We start from the raw sequence: 24,878 nt of genomic DNA, 5'->3' as shown, positions 1-24,878 counted from the left end.
TGAACTGCACCCTGTCAAGTAGACAGTGGAAATAATAAAAACTACTTAAGCGGCTAAAGCCCTAAATTCCAATGGGCTTAGGCCGTTTAATCTTTTTTGAAGTCTTTTAGTATTATAGAAGATAATATATTCATTGATTGCATTAGTCAGTTCTTCATATGTATGATATTTATGCAAATAGTACCTTTCACATTTAAGAGTACCCCAAAAAGCCTCCATTGGTCCATTGTCAATACATTTGCCCACACGTGACATACTTTGTGTCATTTGAGCTTCATCTAGCTTACGCTTAAAACCATAAGATGTATATTGAAAACCACGATCGCTATGAAGCATAGGGCTTGCGCCCGGATTAGCCGATAAGGCTAGGTCTAAGTTACTAAAAACAAGATCATTATTGTTAGAATGGTCAAGAACATATGCGACAATAGAGTTGTCATATAGATCAAAAATGGCACTTAAATAGGCCTTCTGAGAGTTACCGTATTTTAACTCAGTAACATCAGTAAGCCACTTCTGATTCAGCCTATCGGCTGAAAACGTACGATTTAGTAAATTTTCTGCTACCTGCTGCGGAGCAGACTTGACATAACGTTTCTTCTTTCTGCGAATTACAGATTGTAACGATGCCAGTCTCATAAGTCGATAGATGCGTTTATGGTTAAAGTTTTTATTTAGCCTATGATTTAAGTTCAAAGTCATTCTTCGATAACCATAGATACCATCTACTTCATCATAGATTTTAACAATTTCTGCAGTTAACATCGTGTTTTCAGTCTCTTGAACGCTTTTTTCACGCTTTGTCCACTTATAGTATGAAGAGCGTGGAATCATTGCTATTTCGCATAATAAAGATACAGAGAACTTCTCTTTTTCATGGAGCATTGAAATTGCAATATACTTATTTTCTTGTCTTATACGGCTTAATACCGCCTCCTTTCTAGTCCCTCCAATTTTTTTAGGAATGCATTCTCCGCCCTTAATTTTTCATTTTCAGCCTCAAGCCTTTTCATTTCAAGTTTTATTTTCTCTTCGGGTGTAAGCTCAGTTTCATTCTTCTTACCACGTCTATCCTGAAGTGCATTTTCTCCACCAAATTCATATTTTTTAACCCATTGATATACTTGCTGATAAGAAACATTATGCGTCTCAGCAGTATGCTGATAGTTATTTTTATGATCAATACAGTACTGTACAATTTCAATTCTTTCTCTAAAAGACGTACTTCTTCCTTTTGCCATAGATTTTCTCATTCCTTTCGGTATTGCCGTTACTTCTCTATGACTATTATAATTGTTTATCCATCTTTTCAACACTGATTTATCTGTTAATCCATATTTATTCACAAGTTCTCTTTGTGAATATTTTCCAGATAGATATTCAAGAACAACTTGTTCCTTTAGTTCTCTTGAATATTTCTTGTAAGTTTTTGACTCTCTCAATCCATCTACTCCATACTTCTCGTAGTTGTATCTCCACTTATAAAAAGCATAGGTACTAATACTGTAATTAATGCAGAGTTCTTGTATTGAGCTAGTTCCACTCTCATAATCCATTAAAATTTCGTACTTTTCCTCTGCTGTATATTTAGTTCTTCCGGACAAAAAAATACTCCCCTTTCCAGCAACAGATTTTTATTTTTTAATCTGTCTACTTTAAGGGGAGCATATCACAGTTTGAAGGAACTTTAATAGATTTATTAGTTCTATCTATCTTTTCATTAACAAACAAGTTTATTCTTAACAACAAATACCTTATCATAACTTTTCTTGGTTTCCTCAAATATTACGTGGCTTACATTAATAATTGTGATTCCTTCTAAGTTAAGCAATGTATTTTCTATTTCCTTTGCTACAGAAGAGTCAAGACTTGCAAAGGCCTCATCTAGGAATATTATATCTGTTTTTCCTAGTAATCCTCTTGCAATGGCTACCCTGCTTTTCTCTCCACCAGATATATTTTTACCATTATCAAAAATTATGGTATCTAAACCTTGAGGTAACCCATTTACAAAATCACCTAACCCCGCTTTTTCTATGGCATCAAATATATCTTTTTCACTATAATCCTTATATAAGGTTATATTGTTTCTAAGGGTATCTTCAAATAAGAATACTTGCTGTTCTACATTAGATATATTATTAAAGTAACTTTCTTTTTTTATATCCTTTAAGTTTTGCCCATCTAGTAAAATATCACCCTTTTTAGGAATAAAATATTTTCTAAGTAGCTTCAGTAAAGTTGATTTCCCCCCTCCACTAGGTCCTACTACTAAATATTTTTCACCCTTATTAATACTAAGGTTCACATCTTTAAGAACTTCATTATTATCATAACTAAAGGAAACATTATTAAATTCAATACTTTCTCTAAAAGAATCTACTGTTATAGTTTCATTATAACTATCATGATTTATTAAAACCTCATCCACCTTGTTAAACAAAGTTTTTACAGATAAAATTTTAGGAAGCCACTCTGAAAACTGCATTAAAGGATTTAATACCTTCTCCATATTATTAACTATAAGAACAACAGCACCAAAAGTTAAATATCCTTTTATACACATAAACACTACTACCGCTATCAAAGAAAAATAAGATAGAGTTATTATGAATTTTTGTGTAGATACAATATATGTGTTTATTTTATCTATAACATACCCTTTATACTGTATATCTTTACTTTTTTTATAAAACTCTCCTTGAATTTTAGTATTTAAATTATTTGCTTTAATAATTTGAAATGCACTAAGCACTTCCTTTATGTAAGTAGTATACTCTTCAAATAAACTACTTCTATGATTTTGATGTTTTTGTAGAGGCTTACTTATAAACATAGATATTACCGTTATAATAACTCCAATTAAAATACCTACGCCTAAAGCATAAATATTAACAGAAGCTATTACAATAAAACCAACTATAAAATATATAATATTAAATCCAATTTCATAGACTCCGGTAATATAATTCGTTTCAATTGTATTCATATCATTAGTTAAAGACGAAACATATTTAGCATTATTGTCTTTTTGGAATTCATTTATATTTTTATGAAAAACTTTATCCACAAAGACTTTCTTCATTGAAACTAAAGCTTTTACTTTATAAAGACCTTTAGTATATGATAAGAGAATGCTTGCAGGTAATAAAATTATTGCCATAAGTAAAATTTTCTTTGACGATTGAAAAAGCAATGTCTTATCACCTGAAATGGCAGTATCAATTATCTTCATCATATAAATAGTAATCATACCCTCTAAAATTGCATTACAAAGGACCACTCCTAAAGCTAATACTAAAAATGGCCAGGCCTTCCAAATTGACTTTTTCATATGGCCTCCTCCTCAAAGTATTCTTCAGCACTATATTGATTTATTGTTCCATTTTTAACTTCTAGAACATAATCATATTTCACAGTTATACCTTCATAATATCTGTGAGAAATAGCAATAACAGTGCTATCAATATCTAAAATTGTATTTTCAACTTTTCTTCCAAGCTTCTCATCTAAACTTGAAGTACCCTCATCCACAAATAAAATTTTAGATTTTTTAACTATTGCCCTAGCAATAGATATTCTCTGTCTTTCTCCCCCAGATAGATTTTTTCCATTTTCCATTAACATTTCACTTAATCCATTTTCTTTTTTATTTAAAAGTTCTTCTAACCCTGCTTTCTTAGAAGCTTCCAACACCTCTTCTTCACTAAAAGGTTTAAATAAAGCAATGTTATTAAATATAGTATCTTCAAAAAGGAAAACATCTTGATATATAAAAGAAATATTTTCATTTAAACTACTTTCTTTTATATTTCTATAATCCACTCCATCTGCAGTTATTTCCCCTTCATAGTCCTCATAAACCATAGATAATAGCTTAATTAAAGTTGATTTACCAGCTCCACTTGCACCTTTTAATAAATATTTTTTACCCTTTTCTATTTTAAAAGATACATCTTTAAATATTTCTTTCTCCTCATAGTTAAAATATAAATTTTTTACGCAAATTTCAGATTGGAAAGAAAAATCTTCTTCTTTATTAAATTTAAGTTCTTTTTCTTGCTGACCAATAGTGATTTTATTGTATATCTTAGAGGCTGACTTTAACTCATTTAATAAAGGTAATACTACGGAAATATGCCATATGCAACCATTGGACATCTGTATCATAAAAGCAATCCTAGTTAGAGATACCCCATTAGAAATCAAAGTTGATGCATAAAATAATGTGCCAATAAAAATAATATATCCTAAAAAGTTAATTGATCTCTGTTGTACATCCGTAAAACTGTATAGCTAAACTTTTTTCTCTCTAGTCCAATTGTAGATTTTAAAGCTTTTGATAAAAATTTATCTTCTATATTATTAAGCTTAAGTATTTCTAATCCATTAAAAGTATTTGAAATATCCACCACGAAATTTTCATTATTTTCTGAAATTTCTTCTTGCAGTTTAACAGTTTTATTTTCAAAAGCTTTACTTATAAAAAATAATATTATAGAAACAATAGTCATAGCTATGCCAAACTTATAATCAAGTACCATTAATATAATTATTGAAACAACATATACTCCACCACAAAAGATAAAGTTTATTAACTTTAAGAAAAAAGTGTTTTCAAAGACATTTATATCATTAATTAAATTTGATATATAAGTATCCTTTGACTTTTTACTAAAGTTCTTGTAAGAGGATTTTAATATTTTATCGAATGCTTTTACCCTAACATCTAAAATAGTATCCCTCATATAAGAAATTCTCATGAATCTTGAAATAATATACAATGCTGTACCTAAAATTACTACACCAATAGAAAAAATAAGTATTTTTATAAAATATTCCATACTTGCTTTTTCCACACTTCCTATTAATAATGCCATAGAAAGGTTTATTAACAAGTGATCTATAACAGGTATAAAGCAAGCCACTAAATAAAGAATAAACCGACTCTTTCTTTTCAACAATAATTCTTTCAATTTAAAATCCCCCACTTTTTTGGTTTATTACCCCTTTTAAACTATATTTTACAATAAAATTTTTGTTATGTAAAATATTTCAAAATATCATTTTAAGTTGTTTAGGATAAACTATTACTATTCCAATAAATAATTATGGACAAGTTAGGTTATTTAAATCAAATTTCACAAAAAAAGTAACCTTTAATTTAGCAATTAATCTAAACTAAAGGTTACTTTTAATATCTTATCCCTTATTCTTATGAATTACATATTTTTAAGTATAATTTTCTATACAAGAAATTAAGAAGCCGGAATTAGTTAAAATCCTGACTTCTTAATTTTAATTATATTCTATCTACTAATGTAGATTTCATTTTCTTTGTTAACAGTCTAAATACTGGTACTCCAACTAATGTTATAACAACAAATTCTCCTAAAGCAACTTCACCTATAGTTAAGAATAAAGGTAATTTTGCTATATAATTTAACATGTACCCAATCATTAGTCCATTTATTATAGTTGGCCATAATGAAGCTATTATCAAACTTGATGTTTTATCTTTTAAATATTTTCTAGTGAAGCTTATAGCAGAAACACTTAAAAATGTTGCTAAAGTCCCTACACATAAATCTAAGATTCCATTGGGACTAGATAAGTTAGCCATAAAACATCCTAGGGTTAAGCCTACAATATAAAATGGATCTATAAAGGCAAATAATACCATTATTTCCGAAATTCTAAATTGAACCGGTCCATAACTTATTGGTGCCAATACATTAGTTAATACAGCATATATTGCTGCTATCAAAGCTGAAAATACTATTCTTTTTACACTATTGTTTCTCATTTAAATCCGCCTTTTAAAAATATATTATAAGCCTGTTAATTTAAAATAACTATTTTTTTACATACTTTAGAATGCAGTAAAACTCTCTAAAAAGCAAAAAAACCGTAGAAATTATTCTACGGCATAGCAAACTAACATGAGTAAATATTAATTGTTGTTGCAAATAACTCTACAACCCTTTCAATTAATACTCAATTAAACTACCGTAGTTTTGTTTTAAGACAGGAGGCTTACGAACTGTCTATTATTTGTTTTCTTTTATTATTATATTTCATAATATGCTTTAAATCAATATTTCAATCCTAGATTCCAATATTTATATAATGTAACCATTCAACTATTAATAATTTTTTTATAGAAAGAACATAAGGCACATGAAAGAGAATAACAACTCGAAGATGTCATATATACTGACTTGTTATTTTTTTGAATGTGCCTAACCTAAATTTGTTATTTTATTTAACAACATATAAGAAGATAAATTTAATTGTCCACTTGTACATATTATGGAAATACAATCATCAAAAACTTTTGAAATTCTATGAAATACAGCTGGATTCTCAAAAATAAAAACAGTATTATTTTTAGCCTTCATATACTCTATCTTTAAAAGATTACTCATAGATAGTTGTAAAAGTTCCTTCCAATCACTATATAATTTGATTGGAAATATGTCATTATTACTCTTATCAAAAGCTTCCAAATCTAAATAGTTGTACTATTTTATATTTCATCCTTAATAGTAATGATCCATTGTGTTACATGTAAAATGTTTTTATTATCATATTGTTTCTTCCAATTTAAAATATGTAACATCTTTAGTTGTTTTTAGTATCTTTAAATAAAATTAAATCAACTCTTTAGGATCTAAAGTCACACTTCCATCCTCTTTTACAATACATGGAATACCAAGTCCATACTGTTCCTTTATCTTACCATAACAGGGATTTGTATCCCTTATAGCTAAAAACTCTTTTAAATTTACTAATTCTTTTGTTATGTCCTTAAAAACATACTCTATTTTATTTTCTTCAAATACTTCCTTTGCACCTCTACAATCTGAACACAAGTCACTTCCATATATAGTAATTTTCATTTTATTTTCCCCTCTCTTCAATTAAAAATTATTTGTTTTTTAGCATATCTACTTCACACCTAATTAAGCCTAACCTAATAAAACACTGTTCCCTATAAGCATTATTATGCTATTTTTCTTTTCTTAGACCTAACAAGGTTTTCCTATAAGGTATTAACTGCTTCTCTTAACTGATTAAGTGCTTTTTCAAGAATAGATCGTGGACATGCTGCATTCAATCTCATAAATCCTTTTAATTCTCTATCAAAACAATTACCAGCATTCAATCCAATTTTAGCTTTCTTAATCATAAATTCATTTAAATCCTCATCTGTAAGGCCTAAATCACAACAATCAAGCCATACTAAATAAGTACACTCTGGAATATTGGCTTTAATCTTTGGAATGTATTCTTCACAATAATCATGAATGAATTTCATATTTCCCTCTAAGTACTTTATTAGCTGTTCAAGCCACTCTTCTCCTTCATTATAAGCAGCAATAGAAGCTACAAGATTAAAGCTGCTATTTCTATGGATTTCTAAGCTGTGCCATAACTTTTCAAATTTGCCCTTCTCCTCTTGGTTATTAAAGATTACAGAAGAAGCTTGTAATCCTGCTAAATTAAAAGTTTTGCTTATAGCCGTGCATGTAATGGTGTTAGCTGCAAATTCCTCTGAAATACTTGCCATAGGAATATGTTTATTTCCCCATAGCATTAAATCAGCATGAATCTCATCTGAAATCACTGTTACTCCATATTGAATACATAGTTCACCCATCTTGGTAAGCTCTTCTCTTGACCATGGGTGTCCAGTCGGATTTTGTGGATTACAAAGGATAAAAGCTTTTGGATGTCTTTTTAGTTTGTTCTCGAAATCAGTATAATCAATGTTCCATTCTCCCTCCTTTTCCACTAGATGATTTACTAAAACTTTTCGGTCTGCAGCTTCTACTATATCGTAAAATTCAGGGTATACTGGTGTTTGAATTAAAATCTCATCACCAATTTTACTTAATTGTCGTATTAAAGCAGCAAGAGATGGAACAACTCCAACACTGAAACTTAAAAGTTCTTTGTTAATCTCCCAGTTGTGTCTCTTTTTTTGCCATTTGCACAAAGAATCAAAATATTCGTTTGGTCTTGAAACATATCCAAATATACCTTGTTCTGCTCTTTCTTTCATTGCATCAATAATTGGCTCAGCTGTGCGAAAATCCATATCTGCTATCCATAAAGGAATTACATCATCTGTTCCAAACTTTTTTGTAAGCTCATCATACTTTGCACAGTTAGTTTCTTTTCTATGAATTACTTCATCAAAATTATAAAGCATTTTCTATCACCTCGTTTGCTTCTAATTTGTTATTAGGCACATGAAAGAAAATAACAAGTCCAAGATGCCATGTATATTTTGTGTCAGACAAGGAAGTGATATTAGTTCATAGCATAGGTTATGGGCTACTATCGCTGACGTAGTATGGCACAAAATAGACTAGCATTCTGACTTGTTATTTTTTTGAATGTGCCTTAGCATTATTGTTACAAAATACTTTAGCAATAATTATGCCAAGTTTATATTATCTATATTTTACATCAAATAATTTTATTTTTAGTAAAACCTCGTCTAATATTAAAAATAATAGGTTTATTTGGTTAAAACTTCACCCAAAGAAACCTATTAATTCCTTACTAATATATAATTTTATGATTTATTTTTCTCATTTAATCTTTTTTATATTTCCTATTCTTAGACACTATTTCTGTTTTATAAATCATCATACCAAGCTTTGTTATGCGACTACCACCTCTCCCCTTTGATGAATTTATTAACCCTATTTTGGCAAGTTTCACTAGCATATTTCGTATTTCTTGTTCTGTTAAAAATAAACCTTCCTCATCAGCATACTCTGAAAGTCTCTTTCTACCTATTGGTTTTCTTTCTTCATAAGCCACAGCTAATTTATCCAAAACAAAATCAAACTCATTTTCATGGGCATCTATAATTTCTTTATATTGCTCTAATACTTCATTATAAATCTCATTGTGTGCCCCAAAATCTTCCTTGTTCTTTTCTTCTTTTTTTAATCCCATAGGAAGTTCTTCAATAGTAATTAAAGGTTGATCCATGTATGTAAAATATTCAACATAATTATGAAGTTCTCTTACATTTCCATCCCATTTATGAGACAAGAGAATATCTTTTACATCTTGGCTGAGCTGAAAATTCCCTGCTACCTTTCTTTTCATATCTTCCAAAAGTAGCATAATGTCCTCTTTTCTATGTCTTAAAGGTGGAAGTTCTATAGGTAGAGTATTTAACCTATAATACAAATCCTTTCTGAATCTTCCTTCCTCTACTAATTTCTCTAACCTTTCATTGGTAGCAGCAATAATTCTAACATCAATTTGTATAATGGAATGTCCCCCTATCCTTGTAACTTCTCTTTCTTGAATTACCCGTAAAAGTTTCACCTGCAGAGCAGGGCTCATTCCTTCAATCTCATCCAAAAAAATTGTACCTTTATGGGCAAACTCAAATAGACCTGTTTTTCCACCTTTTTTTGCTCCTGTAAAAGCACCTTCCTCATATCCAAACAATTCACTTTCCAAAAGATTGTCAGCCATAGCCCCACAATTAATAGCAATGAAGGGATAATCCTTTCTACTTGAAGCATTATGAATAGCTTGAGAAAACAATTCTTTTCCAGTTCCAGTTTCCCCTGTAATTAAAATAGTAGCCTTTGTTTTTGCCATATTCTTTGCAATACTACACACCTTTTGAATAGCATGACTTTTACCTATAATATCTTCAAATGTATATTTAGCCTTATAACCTTTATTACACAACTGAATTCTTAAATTATTTTGCTTATATTCTTCTTCTGAAAAACTAGTAAGACTAATAAAAGCTCCAATAAACTTTTTATTTCGAATAACTGGGTAAATGGTCATATTAATGTAAACTTTATTTATTCTTATAAGTTTAGGTCCTATTGTTCTTATGTTTTTCTTACATTCCTCAAAAGGAATTTGGGGTAACACCTCTAGAACTAACTGCCCAATTAAATCTCCATTTTTCATTCCAACTATGTTTTCTGCTTTCTGGTTATACGAAAAAATATGTCCTTCACTATCAATTCCTATAATTCCTTCATCTAAAATACTCAATAGTATCTCAAATTGACTTTCCATACTTAATGAACGATCATACAATCGATGAATACTATAGTTGTTAACTGCTATAGAAGCAAAATATTCTTGAAAAATCTTTTTGTCTAACAAATGATCAAATTTTAACTTTAGTGCTATTTCTACAATTGTAGATGAATCCATAACTCTCTGCCCAATATCCATAACTTTTTTTACGTTTTTAGGAACATATCTACTTTCACTAGGAGTAATAGCAAAATCAATGTCTTTTATTTCTCTCATCCCAGGATAAAAAGGATAAAATTCAATCTGATTAATTCCAAGACTACTTAGAGAAGCTATAACTTCCCTTGTCATTTTATAACTTAAATTCACCATCATAGCTTTAGTTCCTTTTGAAATAATAGCAAGTCGCTCAATAGTTTCCTTTGTAAAAGTCATATTGATTTTCACCATTTCCCCATCCTTAGGAATATATCGTTTATATTCTTCACTGCTTTCAAAAGCATCTGTAGACACTAAATAAAGATCTGCCTTCTGGATATTTTGCGTTGTATTTTCCCTTACGCTATATTCATTAGTTATGATACAATCACCAAATAGTTTTTTTAATTGTTCTGCATAAAATAACCCTGCCATTGCATCTAATGTAACAACTGCAATGCTTTTTTGCATTCTGATACCACCCCTCTTTAGTGTATTATTATATATTTAATTATTTACTCAATTTTCTAATATATAAAAATTTTTTCCAAATCTTGTTTTTTAATCATATGTACCTTATAAAGTGTACACAACTTCTTATACTTAAGCTTAGTTATTGTTTCAATGCAAGTCTCCCATTAACTTTACTTTCTTTAATCTTAGTTTGAAGCTCTTCTTTGTATTTTATAAATTCATGTTCATTTGGAAAATAAATCATTGCTTCATCAAAAACATCCTCACCTGATACCCCTTCAACTGTGTATGTGGCATTATTTTATACCCACCGTTTCTTAATGCTATCATAGCATACCATTCCATGCCCATGTTTTTCCCCTTCCTCAACATTTTATTGAATACCATATAATAAATTATACATTAATTATATGAAGCTTTATCACAATTTTACAAATATTTAGTACTTTTCACTTTCATCCTTTGAAATAAATATAAAACAGGAACTTATTAATTTACACTAAAACGAAACATAAAAAGAACCCACCTGAATAAAGCTTGGTTCTGTACTAAATACTATTGACATTTTTTATGTTTATGGTATTATATTGAATTATTAATACAATTACTTTTTTTAATAATAAATAAAACTAACTTCGTATAACTCCAATTATATGGTTTGGGGGTATCTACCAGGAACCAATAATTCCTGATTACGAAGAGAATACATTTATGTGTATTTTCTTCATAATCAGGATTTTTTTATAAAAAAATATTAAATAATTAGGAAAATGAGGTAAATTATGATAGATTCAATAAAAGATAGGATAGAAATAGCATCAGGTAGGAAAAAAGCAGACCTACTTCTTAAAAATTGTAAAATAGTTAATGTGTTTTCTCATGAAATTATTCATGGAGACATAGCTATAGCTGCTGGTAAAATAATAGGTATAGGTGCATATGAAGGAGAAAAACAGTTAGATTTACAAGGCAAATATGTATGTCCTGGACTTATTGATGGTCATATACATATAGAATCTGGAATGGTTTCTCCTGTTGAATTTGCAAGAGCTATTGTGCCTCGCGGAACCACAACTATAATTGCGGATCCTCATGAAATAGCTAATGTATGCGGATTAGAGGGCATAAAATATATACTAAACGAAACTAAATATCTTCCGCTAAATACATTTATTATGCTTCCCTCCTGCGTTCCTGCAACTTCCTTTGAAGATTCAGGAGCTATACTTGAAGTTGAAGAATTAAAAACTTTTATAGAAAACCCTAGAGTTTTAGGGTTAGGAGAATTAATGGATTATCCTGCTGTTATAAATGCTAGAGACAGTGTACTTAAAAAAATAGATCTTATAAAATCTCACAATAAAATAATAGATGGACACGGGCCTAGAATCTCAGGTAAAGAATTAAATGCTTATGTAATTCCAGGTATAAAAACAGAACATGAATGTTCTACTGTAGATGAAATGCTTGAAAGAATTAGAGCAGGTATGTACATAGCCATGCGACAAGGCTCTGCAGCTAAAGACTTAGAAGTTCTTGTAAAAGGCATTACACCTGAAAACATGAAAAGATGCATATTATGTACCGATGACAGACATCCAGAAGATATATTAACGGAAGGTCATATAGATAATAGTATAAGAATAGCTATAAAAAATGGAATAGATCCTATATCTGCTATAAAAATGGCAACATTAAATGCAGCAGAATGCTATGGATTAAAAAATTTAGGCGCTATTGCACCTGGATATGATGCTGATTTAATAGTGCTAGATGATTTAGAAGAGTTTAATATAATACAAGTTTTCAAAGATGGTAAATTAGTAGCTTCAAATAAAAAACCTTTATTTGATACAAACTCTACATGTCCTGTTGATGTTACTGATACTGTAAATATAAAATGTCTGAACAAGTATGATTTAAATATTAAACTTAAATCTAATATAGCAAATATAATCAGCCTACTACCTAATAGTTTAATAACAAAAAAAGTTCAGCGTGAAGTTCCAATAGACAAAAATGGTTTATTTAAATATGATAAAAACTTGGATATACTTAAAATAGCAGTAATCGAAAGGCACAATGCTACTGGAAACATAGGTCTTGGATTAGTTGAAAACTTTGGATTAAAAAACGGAGCAATAGCTTCAACAGTGGCACATGACTCCCATAATCTTGTTGTTATAGGCGATAATGATGAAGATATGCTTACTGCAATTAAAGAACTCAGAAAAGTAAATGGCGGAATTACTATATGTTCTAATGGGAAAATTATAGAAACATTAGAACTTCCTATAGCTGGTCTTATGTCTAATTTAACTATGGAAGAGGTAAGCCATATTTTATGCAAAATGCTAAAAGTGTGCTATGAAGAACTAAATGTAAATAGATTTATACAGCCATTTATGACTCTTGCATTTTTATCACTTCCGGTGATTCCAGAAATTAAAATAACAGATAAAGGATTATTTGATGTTACTAATTTTCAGTTTATAGATATTGATGCATCATTTTAGAAATCTTCTTTATCTCCACCCAGAATCTTATAAAGAGCATCAATATTCAGCATTAAATTGTTTTAATATTTTAACTTAAAGGAGGAGCTATAATGCTCCTCTTAATTTTAGTGTTTATTTAATTTATCTAACATTCATATATTAGAACCAAAATTATCTAATGAAGATTTGTTCTATTACATGAAACAAAGTGTCCCTTTTTAATTTCTCTTAATACCGGAACTTCATTTTTACAGTTGTCACTAGTATATGGACATCTTGTATTAAATTTACATCCTTCTATATCCTTATGTAAATCTGGTATTTCATCTTTTAATTTTATTCTAACTTTTTTCTCTCTAGGATGAGTTCTAGGTATGGAAGAAATTAGACATTTGGTATAAGGATGTTTTGGATTTGAAAATAACTCCTCAGCACTAGCTTCTTCTACAATGTTACCGAGGTACATAACTCCTACTCTATCACAAAAATACCTTACTAAGCTTAAATTATGGGATATAAAAAGATATGTTAAATCCATTTCTTTTTTTAGCTTATCCATAAGCATAAGAATTTGTGCTTGTATAGAAACATCTAATGCGGATGTAGGCTCATCACATACTAAAAATTTAGGCTTTAATGCTAAAGCTCTAGCTATTCCTATCCTCTGTCTTTCCCCTCCACTAAATTCATGTGGATACTTATCAATACATTCACCTCTAAGCCTATAAATTTCTAGTATGTTCTTAATTTCATCTCTAGAATTTTTTCTATCTATAAGATTATGTTTTAACATACCTTGTTTAATTATATTACCTAAGGTCATATGAGGATCTAAAGATGAGTATGGGTCTTGAAAAATCATCTGCATTTCTTTTCTTGCATTTTTCATATCTTTTTTATTTATACTATATTTCTTTTCAACATCATAAATAACTTTTCCATCAAACCTTAAAGAACCTCCAATTTTAGGTATCAAATTTAATATAGCTCTACCCGTTGTAGACTTTCCACAACCTGATTCCCCAACTAATCCATATACTTCACCTTTATTAATATTAAAAGATAATCCATCTACTGCCTTAACTACTCTGCTATTTTTTCTAAACAATCTATTATCATCATTAAAATAACATTTTAAATTATTAACTTCTAATAATGAATCCTTATTAAGATTTATATTTTCCATTAAATCTTACCTTCCTCTTTCCAATCATATCTAAAGCACCTAACATCATGTCCTTCACTTATAGCTTTTAATTTAGGCTTGTTAATTTTACATATATCCTTCACATAATCACATCTATCACTAAATAGGCATCCTTCTGATATCTCTGAAAGTTTAGGCACTTTACCATTAATACATTTAAGTGGTTCACCTTTTTTAAAATTTTCTGGTCTAGAATTGATTAATCCTATAGTGTATGGATGTTTAGGATTATCAAAGATATCTTCTATAGGAGCTTTTTCAACAACACTTCCTGCGTACATCACCATAACTTCATCTGCTACTTCACAAATAACCCCTAAATCATGAGTTATAAACATTACAGACATTTCAAACTTATCCTTAATATCATTAATTAACTCTAATACTTGAGATTGTACTGTTACATCAAGTGCTGTTGTTGGTTCGTCTGCTATTAAAAGTTTAGGTGTACATGCTAAAGCCATAGCTATCATAACCCTTTGACACATACCTCCGCTTAACTGATGAGGATAAACATTTAAAATCTCCTCTTCTCTTTTTATTCCAACCAATCTTAACATCTCTAAAACTCTTTTTTTATTCTCAGCTCCAATTATGTTTTTATGTACTTTTAATATTTCTCCTATTTGATCTCCTATTTTAAGTACTGGATTTAAAGAAATCATAGGTTCCTGAAATATCATTGAAATTTCATTACCTCTAACCTTGTTTATCTCTAAACCATTTAAATCCAATAAATTTTTCCCTTCAAATAAAACTTGTCCATTTTCTATCAACCCATTTTTTGCCCCAACAAGTCCCATTATAGACATGGCTGTTATGCTTTTTCCACATCCCGACTCTCCAACAATGCCTAATACTTTTCCTCTTTTTAAATCAAAGCTAACTTTATCTACAGCTTTAACTTTACCTTCATCCACCTTAAAACTAGTGGTTAAGTTTTTCACCTCTAATATATTATCATCCATATAATGTACTACTCCTTTGACTTAGGATTTATAACATCCCTTAATCCATCTCCTATAAAATTAATAGAAAGTATGGTTAAAAATACCATCACGCCTGCTGGTGCCCATTCCCACCAATACATCATAAGAGATTTCATATTTCTAGCAGTTGAAAGCATATTTCCCCAGCTTGGAATAGGTTGTTTTACTCCCATTCCTAAATAGCTTAGCCCCGCTTCTGCCAAAATAGCTCCTGCAATTCCTAACGTAGCATATACAATTATAGGAGATATTATATTAGGAATAATATGTTTCAATATTATATCCATGGAATCCATTCCAATACATCTTCCCGCTTCTATAAATTGTCTTTCTTTTAAGGCAAGTACCTGACCTCTAACAATTCTAGCAATAGTTGTCCAACCAAGACAGCCTATTATAATAACTGAATTCCATACACTAGGTCCTATTAAAGATGCTAATATTATAGCTATTATGAAAAAAGGTAGACACATAAAAATATCTACAAGAACCATTATCACAATATCTATAATTCCACCAAAATATCCTGCAACAGCCCCTAGAATTACTCCTATAGTTAATGATATAAATGTTGCTCCTATTCCAACAGCTAAAGACACCCTTCCCCCATAAATTAATCTTATTAAAATATCTCTTCCTAAATCATCTGTGCCTAATAGATGTTCTAAACTTGGCGGTGTATTTGATATGGCTGTATTTATATAATCTCTATCGTGAGTAACTACTAATACTCCAAATAAGGAAATTAGAATAATAAGAATTAAAAAAACACACCCAAACAAAGCCCTCTTGTTTTTTAATAACAACTTAAACTTTTTATTTTTTATATTCATAAATTTCACCATTTTCTTTAATTAACATTGATTTTACTTGAACCTTATCCTTGGATCTACAATACAGTAAACAAAATCTGAAAATAAATTTGCCAGTAATATACTAGCTGAAAATATCATTGCACATCCCATAACTAATGGATAATCTCTATTAGATATGGATTGATAAAATAAAGTTCCCATGCCTGGCCATACAAATATAGTTTCAATTAATATGGTTCCAGCAAATATATATCCAAGTGACATGCTTAATAAAGTAACTATTGGTATTAAAGCATTTCTAAAAGCATGTTTATATACAACTATTTTTTCACTTAATCCCTTAGCCCTAGCAGTTCTAATATAATTTTCACTGAAAACATCTATCATAGATGATCTTGTATATCTCATAAGAGATGCTACCTCTATCACAGTCATTGATATAACAGGCAAAATCATATGCTTAACTATATCGAAGAACTTATAAATTCCTACTGAATCATCATTAATAGTTGATATTCCCGATATAGGAAACCATCTTAAATCAACGGCAAAAATTTTTATTGTAACAAGAGCTATGAAAAACCCTGGTATAGAGATGCCTATAAAAGCAAATATGGTAAGTAGTTTATCTTTAATTGAATATGAATTTGCTGCTGAAGTTATTCCTAAAGGAATAGCTATTAACGTGGTTAAAATTAACGTAATAATTGATAGTAAAAATGTATTTAATATTCTTCTTTTTATTATGTCTGAAACTGGTTCATTATATCTTATAGAAGTACCCATATCACCTTGTAATATTTTTCCTATCCACTTACTATATTTTATATAAATTGGATCATAATGTCCCATGGCTTTTAATGCCTTCTCCTTATCGGAAGCCGAAATAGTAATCTGTCCCTCAACGATATTACTGTATGGATCTCCAGGTGCACTATTTATAAGTGCAAATATAATTATGGATAACCCTATAAATACTGGAATCATTGTTAAAATTCTTTTCAAGAAATATCTACTCATATTTCACAACCTCTAAATCTTAAATTACTTCATTTTAAAAATAAAAGTTGAAAATTGAGAGTGGAAAGTTGAAAGTTATGGTTGAAAATCACAGATTTTCTTTAATAATATCTTTTTATTTTAGAAATCTTACTAAAAAGACTTCATCCCTCGCTTTCAGCTATCAACTTTCAATTTTCAACTATAAAATGTTCTTACTATTTAATGTGTTTTTAAGTCATAAATAGATTTTTATTTTTATTCATATAAAGTTAATTAAATATTATTCTGCTTTTTATTCTTCTATATACCAATCTTTTGCGTATTGTCTGTATATTGGTTGTGCATTTTTGAAATTTTTAATTTTATTATTTACAGCTACTGAGCTGTTCCAATGGTAGCTATATACAACTGGTAACTCTTCATTTAGTTTTAAAGCAATCTTATTAAATATAGGTTTTCTTTCTTCTTTTGTCATAAGCTTAGAACCTTCAATCAAAAGTTCATCAACTTCTTTATTATTAAATCCTGTATAATTGTATCCATTTGGAGGTGTTAAAGTTGAAAGATAACTTGCTGATAAATCTCCATCATAAAAATTACCTATACCCATTGAATACGTGTCAAAGTTTCCTGTTTTAACATCATTACTCATAGCCGTAAACTCCATAGGTTTAAGTTCAACTTCTATACCAATATCTTTAAAGTTTTGTTGTAATATTAATGCATATTTATTTTTATTTTCGTCTCCTGAAGAATATTTATAAGTAAATTTAAATGGATTTCCTTTATAGTACATTTTGTTTTCTGATTCTTTATATTCAAATCCACTTTCTTTTAAAAGCTCTATAGCCTTACTTGTATTAAATTTATATTCATTTAGTCCATCTGGATGTGCCCAGAAATTTGATGGATATGGATTACTTGAAACTTTACCATGTCCATTTAAAACATCCTTTACAATAGTTTCACGATCTAAAGCATAAGCAAAAGCTTGTCTTACTCTTTTATCGCTGAATTCAGGTTTTCTTAAATTTATCCCAATATAATGATATGCATTATTAGTTATCTCTTCTATATTAAACCCTTGATTTTTATAATCTTCTTCCTCTTCTTTTGTTACATCTTCTACTCCCATTATGTCTATTTCTTTATTAGCAAACTCTGCTTCTACTGTTTCTTGACTAACTAATTTAAATATGTATTTGTCTATATTAGGTCTTCCATTCCAATAATCATCATTTGCAGCAAGCTCAACCCCTTGATCTGGAGTGAATTTTTCTAATTTAAAAGCACCTGTTCCTACTGGATTCCTTATTAAATCCGTATCTTTTTGTGCAGTTTCTATATCTTCTTTGTCCCAAACATGTTTTGGAACTATTTTCATCATATACCCAAAATTAATTAACGCTGATCCATATACATCATTAGTAGTTATCTCTATTGTATTATCATCTACCTTTTTGACACCTTCAATATTATTTGTTTTACCATTTTTAAAGTCATCGTAACCCTTTATATTTTTAACAAACATTGTATTTGGTCCATTATATTTAGCATTGGAGCAAAAATCAAAAGTAAATTTTACATCATCTGCAGTAAAAGCTTCTCCATCATGCCATTTTACTCCATTCCTTAGTTTAAATGTTACAGTTTTTTTGTCTTCTGAAAATTCATAGGATTCAGCAAGACTTGGTTTTACATCCATATTTTCATCTAATGTTACTAACCCCTCATAAAGTATTGAATTAACATTAGCATCATTATTAAAAGTAAAAAGTGCTGGCATAAACACCCCTTCTGGTGCCATTGAAATAGCTTCTCTAACTACTCCACCTTTTTTCCCTTGTTTTTGTTTTTCGCCACCTGTTTTACCACAACCCGCAAAAACAATAGAGGTTATAGTTAAAACAGCTAAAATCTTACATAATTTTTTTCTCACGTTACATCCCCCTCAAACTCATCATAATATTCCCAAAAATTTTGCTTTAAATTCCTGTTTTATTATAACACTTTATGGTTTATTCACTACATATTTTAGAAAATTTGTTATATTTTATTTTTATATAGCAAAAGCATTTTCTATAGTTTTTTCTTATTACGACTACTGTCTTCTTAGATAAAGCACATTCATCAAAGGCATACTTTTATAATAAAAGTATGCCTTTCCAGTTAAATCTTAAATTTTTGAACTATTTCATTTAATTTTTGTGCAAGTTCTGCTTGACTTTGTGCAGTTAATGCCACTTGTTCTATAGCCTTCGTAGTTTCACCCATACTCTCTTTTATTGAAACTGCTTCTTCACTGGATTTTTGTGATGTCTGTGCCATATTTTGAACCGAATCACTTACTTCTCCAACTGTAGCCGTAATTTCTTCTGACATAGCTGCTACTTCTTCAGACATTTTGCTTACAAAATCTGAATCATTATAATACTTATTTCCTGTTTCTCCGTAAGCATTAAATTGTTCATTAACCTGTGTATCTATAAATTCTAACATATCACTGCCTGTATCAATGCTACTTTTAAAAGCCTGTTGAACTTTATCAATGGTATCTTGAATATTTATTACTGCTTCTGATGATTGCTCTGCGAGTTTTCTTACCTCTTCTGCTACCACTGCAAAACCTCTTCCTTGCTCTCCAGCTCTTGCTGCCTCTATAGCTGCATTTAATGCAAGTAAATTTGTTTGCTCTGCTATACTTCCTATAGTGTCAGCCATAACTTTTATACTATCCACTACTTTTCCATCCTCAATAGCTTTTTCCATGTTTTTTTGTTTTTCAGCATATATTTTTCTTGTTTCTTCTATAGCCTTTTCACTATTATTTTTAACTGCTGTAGCTCTTTCTTTGGATTGATTTGCATTATTGCTTCCTTCCATAGCCTTTGAGGATAATATATTTATACTTGAATCTATTTCTTCAACAGAAGCACTTATTTCTTCTGATGCAGAGCTAGATTCCTGCATTCCTCCTGCAATTGTATTTACAGCCTCATTAATATTTTCTGCTTTTGATGATAGTTCCTCTGCTGTAGCCGAAAGTTCTTCTGAAGAAGCACTTATATCCTGTGAATTTTCCATAATCACTTTTACTAAACTACTTATATTTTCTTGTGCCATATTTAAAGCTATACTTGTTTGCCCAAACTCGTCTTCTCTTCCAATAGTAATTGGAGTGGAAAAATCATATTTAGCCAATCTCTCTGCAAAATTTTTAATTTTATAAATAGGTTTAATAAAATGGTTAGCTAGCATTATTACAATAATTAAAACAATTATTAACAATACACAACCCACAACTACATTCTTATATATTAGATTAGTTATCATAGAAAAAGCATCTGATTCTTTTTGAACCGTTATAACAGCCCAATTATCCGAACTTCCTGGAAGTTTTATAGTATCATAAGCACTAATTACTTTATTTCCATTTATATCAACATAGTTATTAATCCCTTTTTCTCCCTTTAATGCCTCACTTGTTATTTCTTTTAGTTTTTCTGGAATGTTAATGTTTTCATTTTCTACTTTAGGAACACTATTTTCATCCTTTATTACATTACCAGAAAAATCTTTAACTTTAACAGTTTTAGTCATAGTTTTATAATTATATATCTCCATAACTTGTTCTTTATCTGGATGAGCTATTACCGTTCCTTCACCATCTAAAACATAGGCATAAGTTTCTTTATTACTGTACTCTTCTACTATGTTTTGTAATTCTGAAAGTTTTAAATCAGCGTCCATTACTCCTACGAACTCATTATTTTTATTTACAATAGGATAAATAATTGAATTTACAGCATAACTATCATCATTAACAGTTAAATAAGATTTTGAAATGAAAGGCTTTTTGTCTTCTATGGATTTTTTAAACCACCATCTATCAGCTCTATTAGTCAATTCCCCTTGAGTTCTAGATGTTTGATCTCCTTTAATATCCTGAATGCAAAATGCATCAAAGTATGGATTTCTCTCTATGGTATCCTTAATTGCTTCAGTTTGGTTTTCTGGTATAAAATCACTTACTGATCTGCCATTTACTAGTTGTTCTGTTAAAGCATATCCTGATTCCATATAATCTTTAACACTGTTTCCAATGGTTTTTGCTAAAACCTTATTATTTTCGTAAACTTCTTGCTTTAATTGGTTTGACATATAGTAACTAGAAATTAAATTTGATATTAAAAATGATATTCCTACTATTGATATAGCACTTAGTAGTAGTTGCTTTTTTATAGATTTCATTGTTCCCCTCCACAATTTCATATTAAAATGTCCTTAATTTTTGTCTCATATACTTTATAATTTTTTTATTATATAGTTTTTATTTTTAAGCCCCTCTATTAAATTATCGTAATCGTATACTTTATTCTTTATGAAATTGCTATTTTTTTCACATGCATCGACTCTCATATTGCATATTTTTCTATTTTAGTAACACCTATCCACAGTGTGTTTCAACTTGTTATTGTCTCTTTTACACTATAATATATACCGTTTTACAAATAATTTTAAATAAGACTTTATTCACACTACGTCACGCTTTAAGTCTTATAATTCTTAAATTTAAAAATAATCTTTAAACCTAGGTTTTATCATCATTTAGTATATTTAAATTCCACAATATCCCACACACAAAAGAAAACAGCCAGTGAAGGTGACTATTCATCACTTTAGCTGGCTATTTAAAATTCTTTATTCAATTATAACTTTAACCTAAGTCTCATCAAGCAATGTTATAATAATCCTTGGCCCTTATAAAATAGTCATTTTCTCTATATTATGTATTACCATTTTACAATTTTCATATTTCCATTATCCTAAACTTAACTTCTAAAGTTTTATAAATTTCCTAATAACTTTTGGATTTCTTCTTCTTTTAACATTCGATACTGGCCTTTTTCTAATGACTCGTCTAACATTAAACTCCCAATGGATACCCTCTTTAAATATACCACATAACATCCTACTGCCTTTAACATACGCTTAACTTGGTGCTTGCGTCCCTCTGAAATTGTAAGATATCCGGAGACAACCAGCTGATTGTAACAGTTTGACTCCATATTGTAGAACTTTCTAATATCCATTTCTTCTTCAAATTCTTTATATGATCCATGTTTTGCTATTTCTATCTTTGCAGGTTTCGTTAGTACACCATCTTCTCCAATGGAAATTCCACTTTCTAGTCTTTTAATACCTTCTTCATTTAGTGAACCTAATGCTACAAAAAAATATTTCTTTTCAACATGTTTTCCAGGACACATTAAATGATGCTCAAATTCCCCATCATTAGTAAGCAACAATAATCCTTCTGTATCCTTGTCTAATCTTCCAACATGAAATATTCCATTCATATTGTCCTCATGAAAAAAATCAAGGACTGTTTTATTAACTTCATCCTTTGTTGCAGTAATGCATCCCGCAGGCTTATGGAACATATAATACACTTTTCCCCTATAATCAACTACTTTATCAAGATACTCAATAAAATCTATATTTTCATTAATTTCTATTGCTGGTTCTGTTATCACTTGCCCATTGACTTTTACAGCACCTTCTTTAATGTAAGTGCGAACATTTTTCCTCGTTCCAATGGATGACTCTGCTAAAAATTTATCTAATCTCATATTTTCCCTCTTCTAATAATTTGTAAAATAATTTTAGGCCACTCCCGCTAAATAAAATATTAACTTTCCTCACTACTTTAATTATTGTTCCTATTAAGGATCGATTTTATCTTTAATATATTAAACTCATGCTCATATGAATTTGCATATATTAATATACAATACTTTTACTTATACGTAAAGATGTCCATTTTGGGTTTAACCACTAGCTCCCTTAGAAGTGTTACACTTAAGCTAGTTTTTACGGTTATGTGTTCAAGAACATAACCGTAAAAATTTGTTATCCTGAATAACTAAAAACCCTATAATATGTTTTAATTATAAAAGTTTATTAACTCTAGCCACAATATACTCTACATTGCTTTTTTTAAGTATTGTATAGTGATTCCCATTCATTTCATTTACAATAAGTTTGTTGTCAAAATATTTATTCCATTTATTTAAGTTAAGCTGTGATTCTTCTTTTGCTTTGAATAGAATAGCTTGCTTTTTAACCTTATTTTTAGGCTTATATGATTTTAATGCACTAGTTAGTCTTCTAATTACGTTAATACTACTTACTAATTCATCTAAATCAAGCTCTTCTATACTTGGTATTATATTTGTGAACTCTTCAGGCAATCTTAATTTAATTTCATCTAACTCCTGTTTAGATAGATTTGCTCTCACAACATCCCATTTTTCATCTATAGCAGACCTTTTAGCTATTTTTTCTTTAATATTATCATTATTAATATAACTAATTAAATTCATCTTTTCAGTATCTAAAGAAACATCTTCTTTTAAGACTTTAGTATAGCTTATCAGCTTAGGATTGATGTAGGAATCTATTAATAAAAGATTCTTGATTTGGTCATTATTATTTTCTAATTGTCTAGCCATTTCAAAAGCTATTACCCCACCTAAACTCCATCCTGCAAGATTATAAGAACCGCTTGGTTGAATATTTTTTATTATATTTATATATTTTTCTGCAAGTTCTTCAATTGTGAAGTTGTTAGGATTATAAATAACTTTTTTATCAACTTTGATTGCCCAACATTTAATGTTACTTTTTAAATTTGAAGATAATTCTATATATCCTCCTATATCTCCACTTCCATCATGAATAATAAATAAATTTTCTTCTTTTTCATTAGAGTTTTCATCTGATTTCTTAAGTAGTATAACATCATCATGACTTATATTATTACTATGTTTTTTACTTTCGCCTATAAAATGTGATAATTCTTTTATAGTTTGTTTATAGAACACATCTTTTATAGATATCTCAGCATTAAACTTCTTATTTATTCTTGATATAAGTTTTGTTGCTTTTAAAGAATGTCCTCCAATTTCAAAGAAGTTATCATTTATACCAACTTTTTTAATGTTCAGAATTTCTTTCCACATTTCTACTAAAGCTTCTTCCACTTGATTTCTTGGTGCTTCATAGCTAATTGATAATTCATCTAAATTGGGCTTAGGCAGTGCTCTTCTATCAATCTTTCCATTAGGTGTTATTGGCATTTTTTCTAATTGTACAAAATAAGATGGAACCATATACGATGGCAAATTTTCCTTAAGGTAACTCTTTAGATTTAAAATATCGATTTCTTTTTCACTTACCACATAAGCACATATATACTTTTCCTTCTCCTTATTTTCAATAACTAAAACATTAGCCTCCTTAACATCTTCATGGTATGATAATATATTTTCTATCTCTCCAATCTCTATTCTAAATCCTCTTATCTTTACTTGGTTATCTATTCTATCTATGAAGTCTATATTACCATCTGGTAACCATCTTGCAAAATCTCCTGTTCTATATATTCTCTTACCTTTATCATAAAAACTTTCTATAAATCTTTCTACATCTAACTCTGGTCTATTTAGGTATCCCTTAGCTAATCTACTTCCACCTATAAATACTTCTCCTGGTACTCCGATTGGTTGTATTTTATTTGATGAATTTAAAATATATACCTTAGTATTTGATATAGGTTTTCCTATAGATATTTTTTTATCACTTTGAACAT

At 29.3% G+C, this 24,878-nt stretch carries 18 protein-coding genes and 1 riboswitch; of the genes, 1 reads left to right on the top strand and 17 read right to left on the bottom strand.

Annotation, left to right across the window (positions count from 1 at the left end; translation table 11 throughout):
* Positions 1 to 45: 45 nt before the first annotated feature.
* The 9 genes from BM119_RS20630 to BM119_RS16800 all read right to left on the bottom strand — a co-directional run bounded on the left by BM119_RS20630 (position 46) and on the right by BM119_RS16800 (position 10,710).
* Positions 46 to 1,556 (bottom strand): IS3 family transposase gene (locus BM119_RS20630; RefSeq protein ID WP_423231001.1). Its coding sequence is split into 2 segments (ribosomal slippage): positions 46 to 944 and positions 944 to 1,556, totalling 1,512 coding nucleotides; the frame shifts between segments, so codons are not numbered across the junction.
* Between the two features lie 164 nt (positions 1,557 to 1,720).
* Entirely contained in the window at positions 1,721 to 3,334 is a 1,614-nt protein-coding gene (locus BM119_RS16835; protein ID WP_090042889.1) for an ABC transporter ATP-binding protein, read from the bottom strand.
* Complete coding sequence (locus BM119_RS16830; RefSeq protein WP_177199472.1) at positions 3,331 to 4,161, bottom strand: ATP-binding cassette domain-containing protein; 831 nt, start codon at positions 4,159 to 4,161, stop codon at positions 3,331 to 3,333. The genes BM119_RS16835 and BM119_RS16830 overlap by 4 nt, the downstream gene beginning before the upstream one ends.
* 89 nt (positions 4,162 to 4,250) lie before the next feature.
* Positions 4,251 to 4,976 carry an ABC transporter transmembrane domain-containing protein gene (locus BM119_RS16825; protein ID WP_090042887.1) on the bottom strand — a complete coding sequence of 242 codons (726 nt, stop codon included), beginning with the start codon at positions 4,974 to 4,976 and terminating at the stop codon, positions 4,251 to 4,253.
* A gap of 326 nt (positions 4,977 to 5,302) precedes the next feature.
* Positions 5,303 to 5,806: a QueT transporter family protein gene (locus BM119_RS16820; protein WP_090042886.1), complete on the bottom strand. Its 504-nt coding sequence runs from the start codon at positions 5,804 to 5,806 to the stop codon at positions 5,303 to 5,305.
* Positions 5,807 to 6,242: 436 nt separating this feature from the next.
* Entirely contained in the window at positions 6,243 to 6,509 is a 267-nt protein-coding gene (locus BM119_RS16815; protein ID WP_090042885.1) for a DUF2399 domain-containing protein, read from the bottom strand.
* 144 nt (positions 6,510 to 6,653) lie between these two features.
* On the bottom strand, positions 6,654 to 6,902 hold the full coding sequence (locus tag BM119_RS16810) for a glutaredoxin domain-containing protein (protein ID WP_090042884.1): 249 nt from the start codon (positions 6,900 to 6,902) through the stop codon (positions 6,654 to 6,656).
* Between the two features lie 143 nt (positions 6,903 to 7,045).
* A complete protein-coding gene (locus tag BM119_RS16805; RefSeq protein WP_090042883.1) occupies positions 7,046 to 8,218 on the bottom strand; it encodes a MalY/PatB family protein in 1,173 nt (390 codons plus the stop codon).
* A 389-nt stretch (positions 8,219 to 8,607) separates the two neighbouring features.
* Positions 8,608 to 10,710: a sigma-54 interaction domain-containing protein gene (locus BM119_RS16800; RefSeq protein WP_090042882.1), complete on the bottom strand. Its 2,103-nt coding sequence runs from the start codon at positions 10,708 to 10,710 to the stop codon at positions 8,608 to 8,610.
* Positions 10,711 to 11,328: 618 nt separating this feature from the next.
* Positions 11,329 to 11,428, top strand: a riboswitch (purine riboswitch).
* Positions 11,429 to 11,498: 70 nt separating this feature from the next.
* Here BM119_RS16800 and ade point away from each other — a divergent pair.
* Positions 11,499 to 13,229 carry an adenine deaminase gene (gene ade, locus BM119_RS16795; protein ID WP_177199474.1) on the top strand — a complete coding sequence of 577 codons (1,731 nt, stop codon included), beginning with the start codon at positions 11,499 to 11,501 and terminating at the stop codon, positions 13,227 to 13,229.
* A 157-nt stretch (positions 13,230 to 13,386) separates the two neighbouring features.
* Here the strand turns inward: ade and BM119_RS16790 are convergent, their stop codons facing one another.
* The 8 genes from BM119_RS16790 to BM119_RS16755 all read right to left on the bottom strand — a co-directional run.
* Positions 13,387 to 14,397, bottom strand: coding sequence for an ABC transporter ATP-binding protein (locus BM119_RS16790; protein ID WP_090042880.1), 1,011 nt, complete (start codon positions 14,395 to 14,397; stop codon positions 13,387 to 13,389).
* Positions 14,397 to 15,386, bottom strand: a complete 990-nt coding sequence (locus tag BM119_RS16785) for an ABC transporter ATP-binding protein (protein WP_090042879.1) — start codon at positions 15,384 to 15,386, stop codon at positions 14,397 to 14,399. The genes BM119_RS16790 and BM119_RS16785 overlap by 1 nt, the downstream gene beginning before the upstream one ends.
* Before the next feature lie 8 nt (positions 15,387 to 15,394).
* On the bottom strand, positions 15,395 to 16,240 hold the full coding sequence (opp4C, locus tag BM119_RS16780; RefSeq protein ID WP_177199471.1) for an oligopeptide ABC transporter permease: 846 nt from the start codon (positions 16,238 to 16,240) through the stop codon (positions 15,395 to 15,397).
* A gap of 33 nt (positions 16,241 to 16,273) precedes the next feature.
* Positions 16,274 to 17,242, bottom strand: coding sequence for an ABC transporter permease (locus tag BM119_RS16775; protein ID WP_090042877.1), 969 nt, complete (start codon positions 17,240 to 17,242; stop codon positions 16,274 to 16,276).
* Between the two features lie 274 nt (positions 17,243 to 17,516).
* Complete coding sequence (locus BM119_RS16770) at positions 17,517 to 19,163, bottom strand: ABC transporter substrate-binding protein (RefSeq protein ID WP_090042876.1); 1,647 nt, start codon at positions 19,161 to 19,163, stop codon at positions 17,517 to 17,519.
* Positions 19,164 to 19,393: 230 nt separating this feature from the next.
* Positions 19,394 to 21,475 (bottom strand): methyl-accepting chemotaxis protein, encoded by a 2,082-nt coding sequence (locus BM119_RS16765; protein ID WP_341465760.1) that lies wholly within the window; start codon positions 21,473 to 21,475, stop codon positions 19,394 to 19,396.
* Positions 21,476 to 22,071: 596 nt separating this feature from the next.
* Positions 22,072 to 22,857 (bottom strand): pseudouridine synthase, encoded by a 786-nt coding sequence (locus BM119_RS16760; RefSeq protein ID WP_090042875.1) that lies wholly within the window; start codon positions 22,855 to 22,857, stop codon positions 22,072 to 22,074.
* 318 nt (positions 22,858 to 23,175) lie between these two features.
* Positions 23,176 to 24,878 (bottom strand): thioesterase domain-containing protein (locus BM119_RS16755; RefSeq protein ID WP_143087346.1); only part of this gene is annotated, 1,703 nt, incomplete at its 5' end.

The sequence above is a fragment of the Clostridium frigidicarnis genome (assembly GCF_900111985.1).
GTDB lineage: Bacteria > Bacillota > Clostridia > Clostridiales > Clostridiaceae > Clostridium_Z > Clostridium_Z frigidicarnis.
This window is presented reverse-complemented; position numbering and strand designations above follow the sequence as displayed.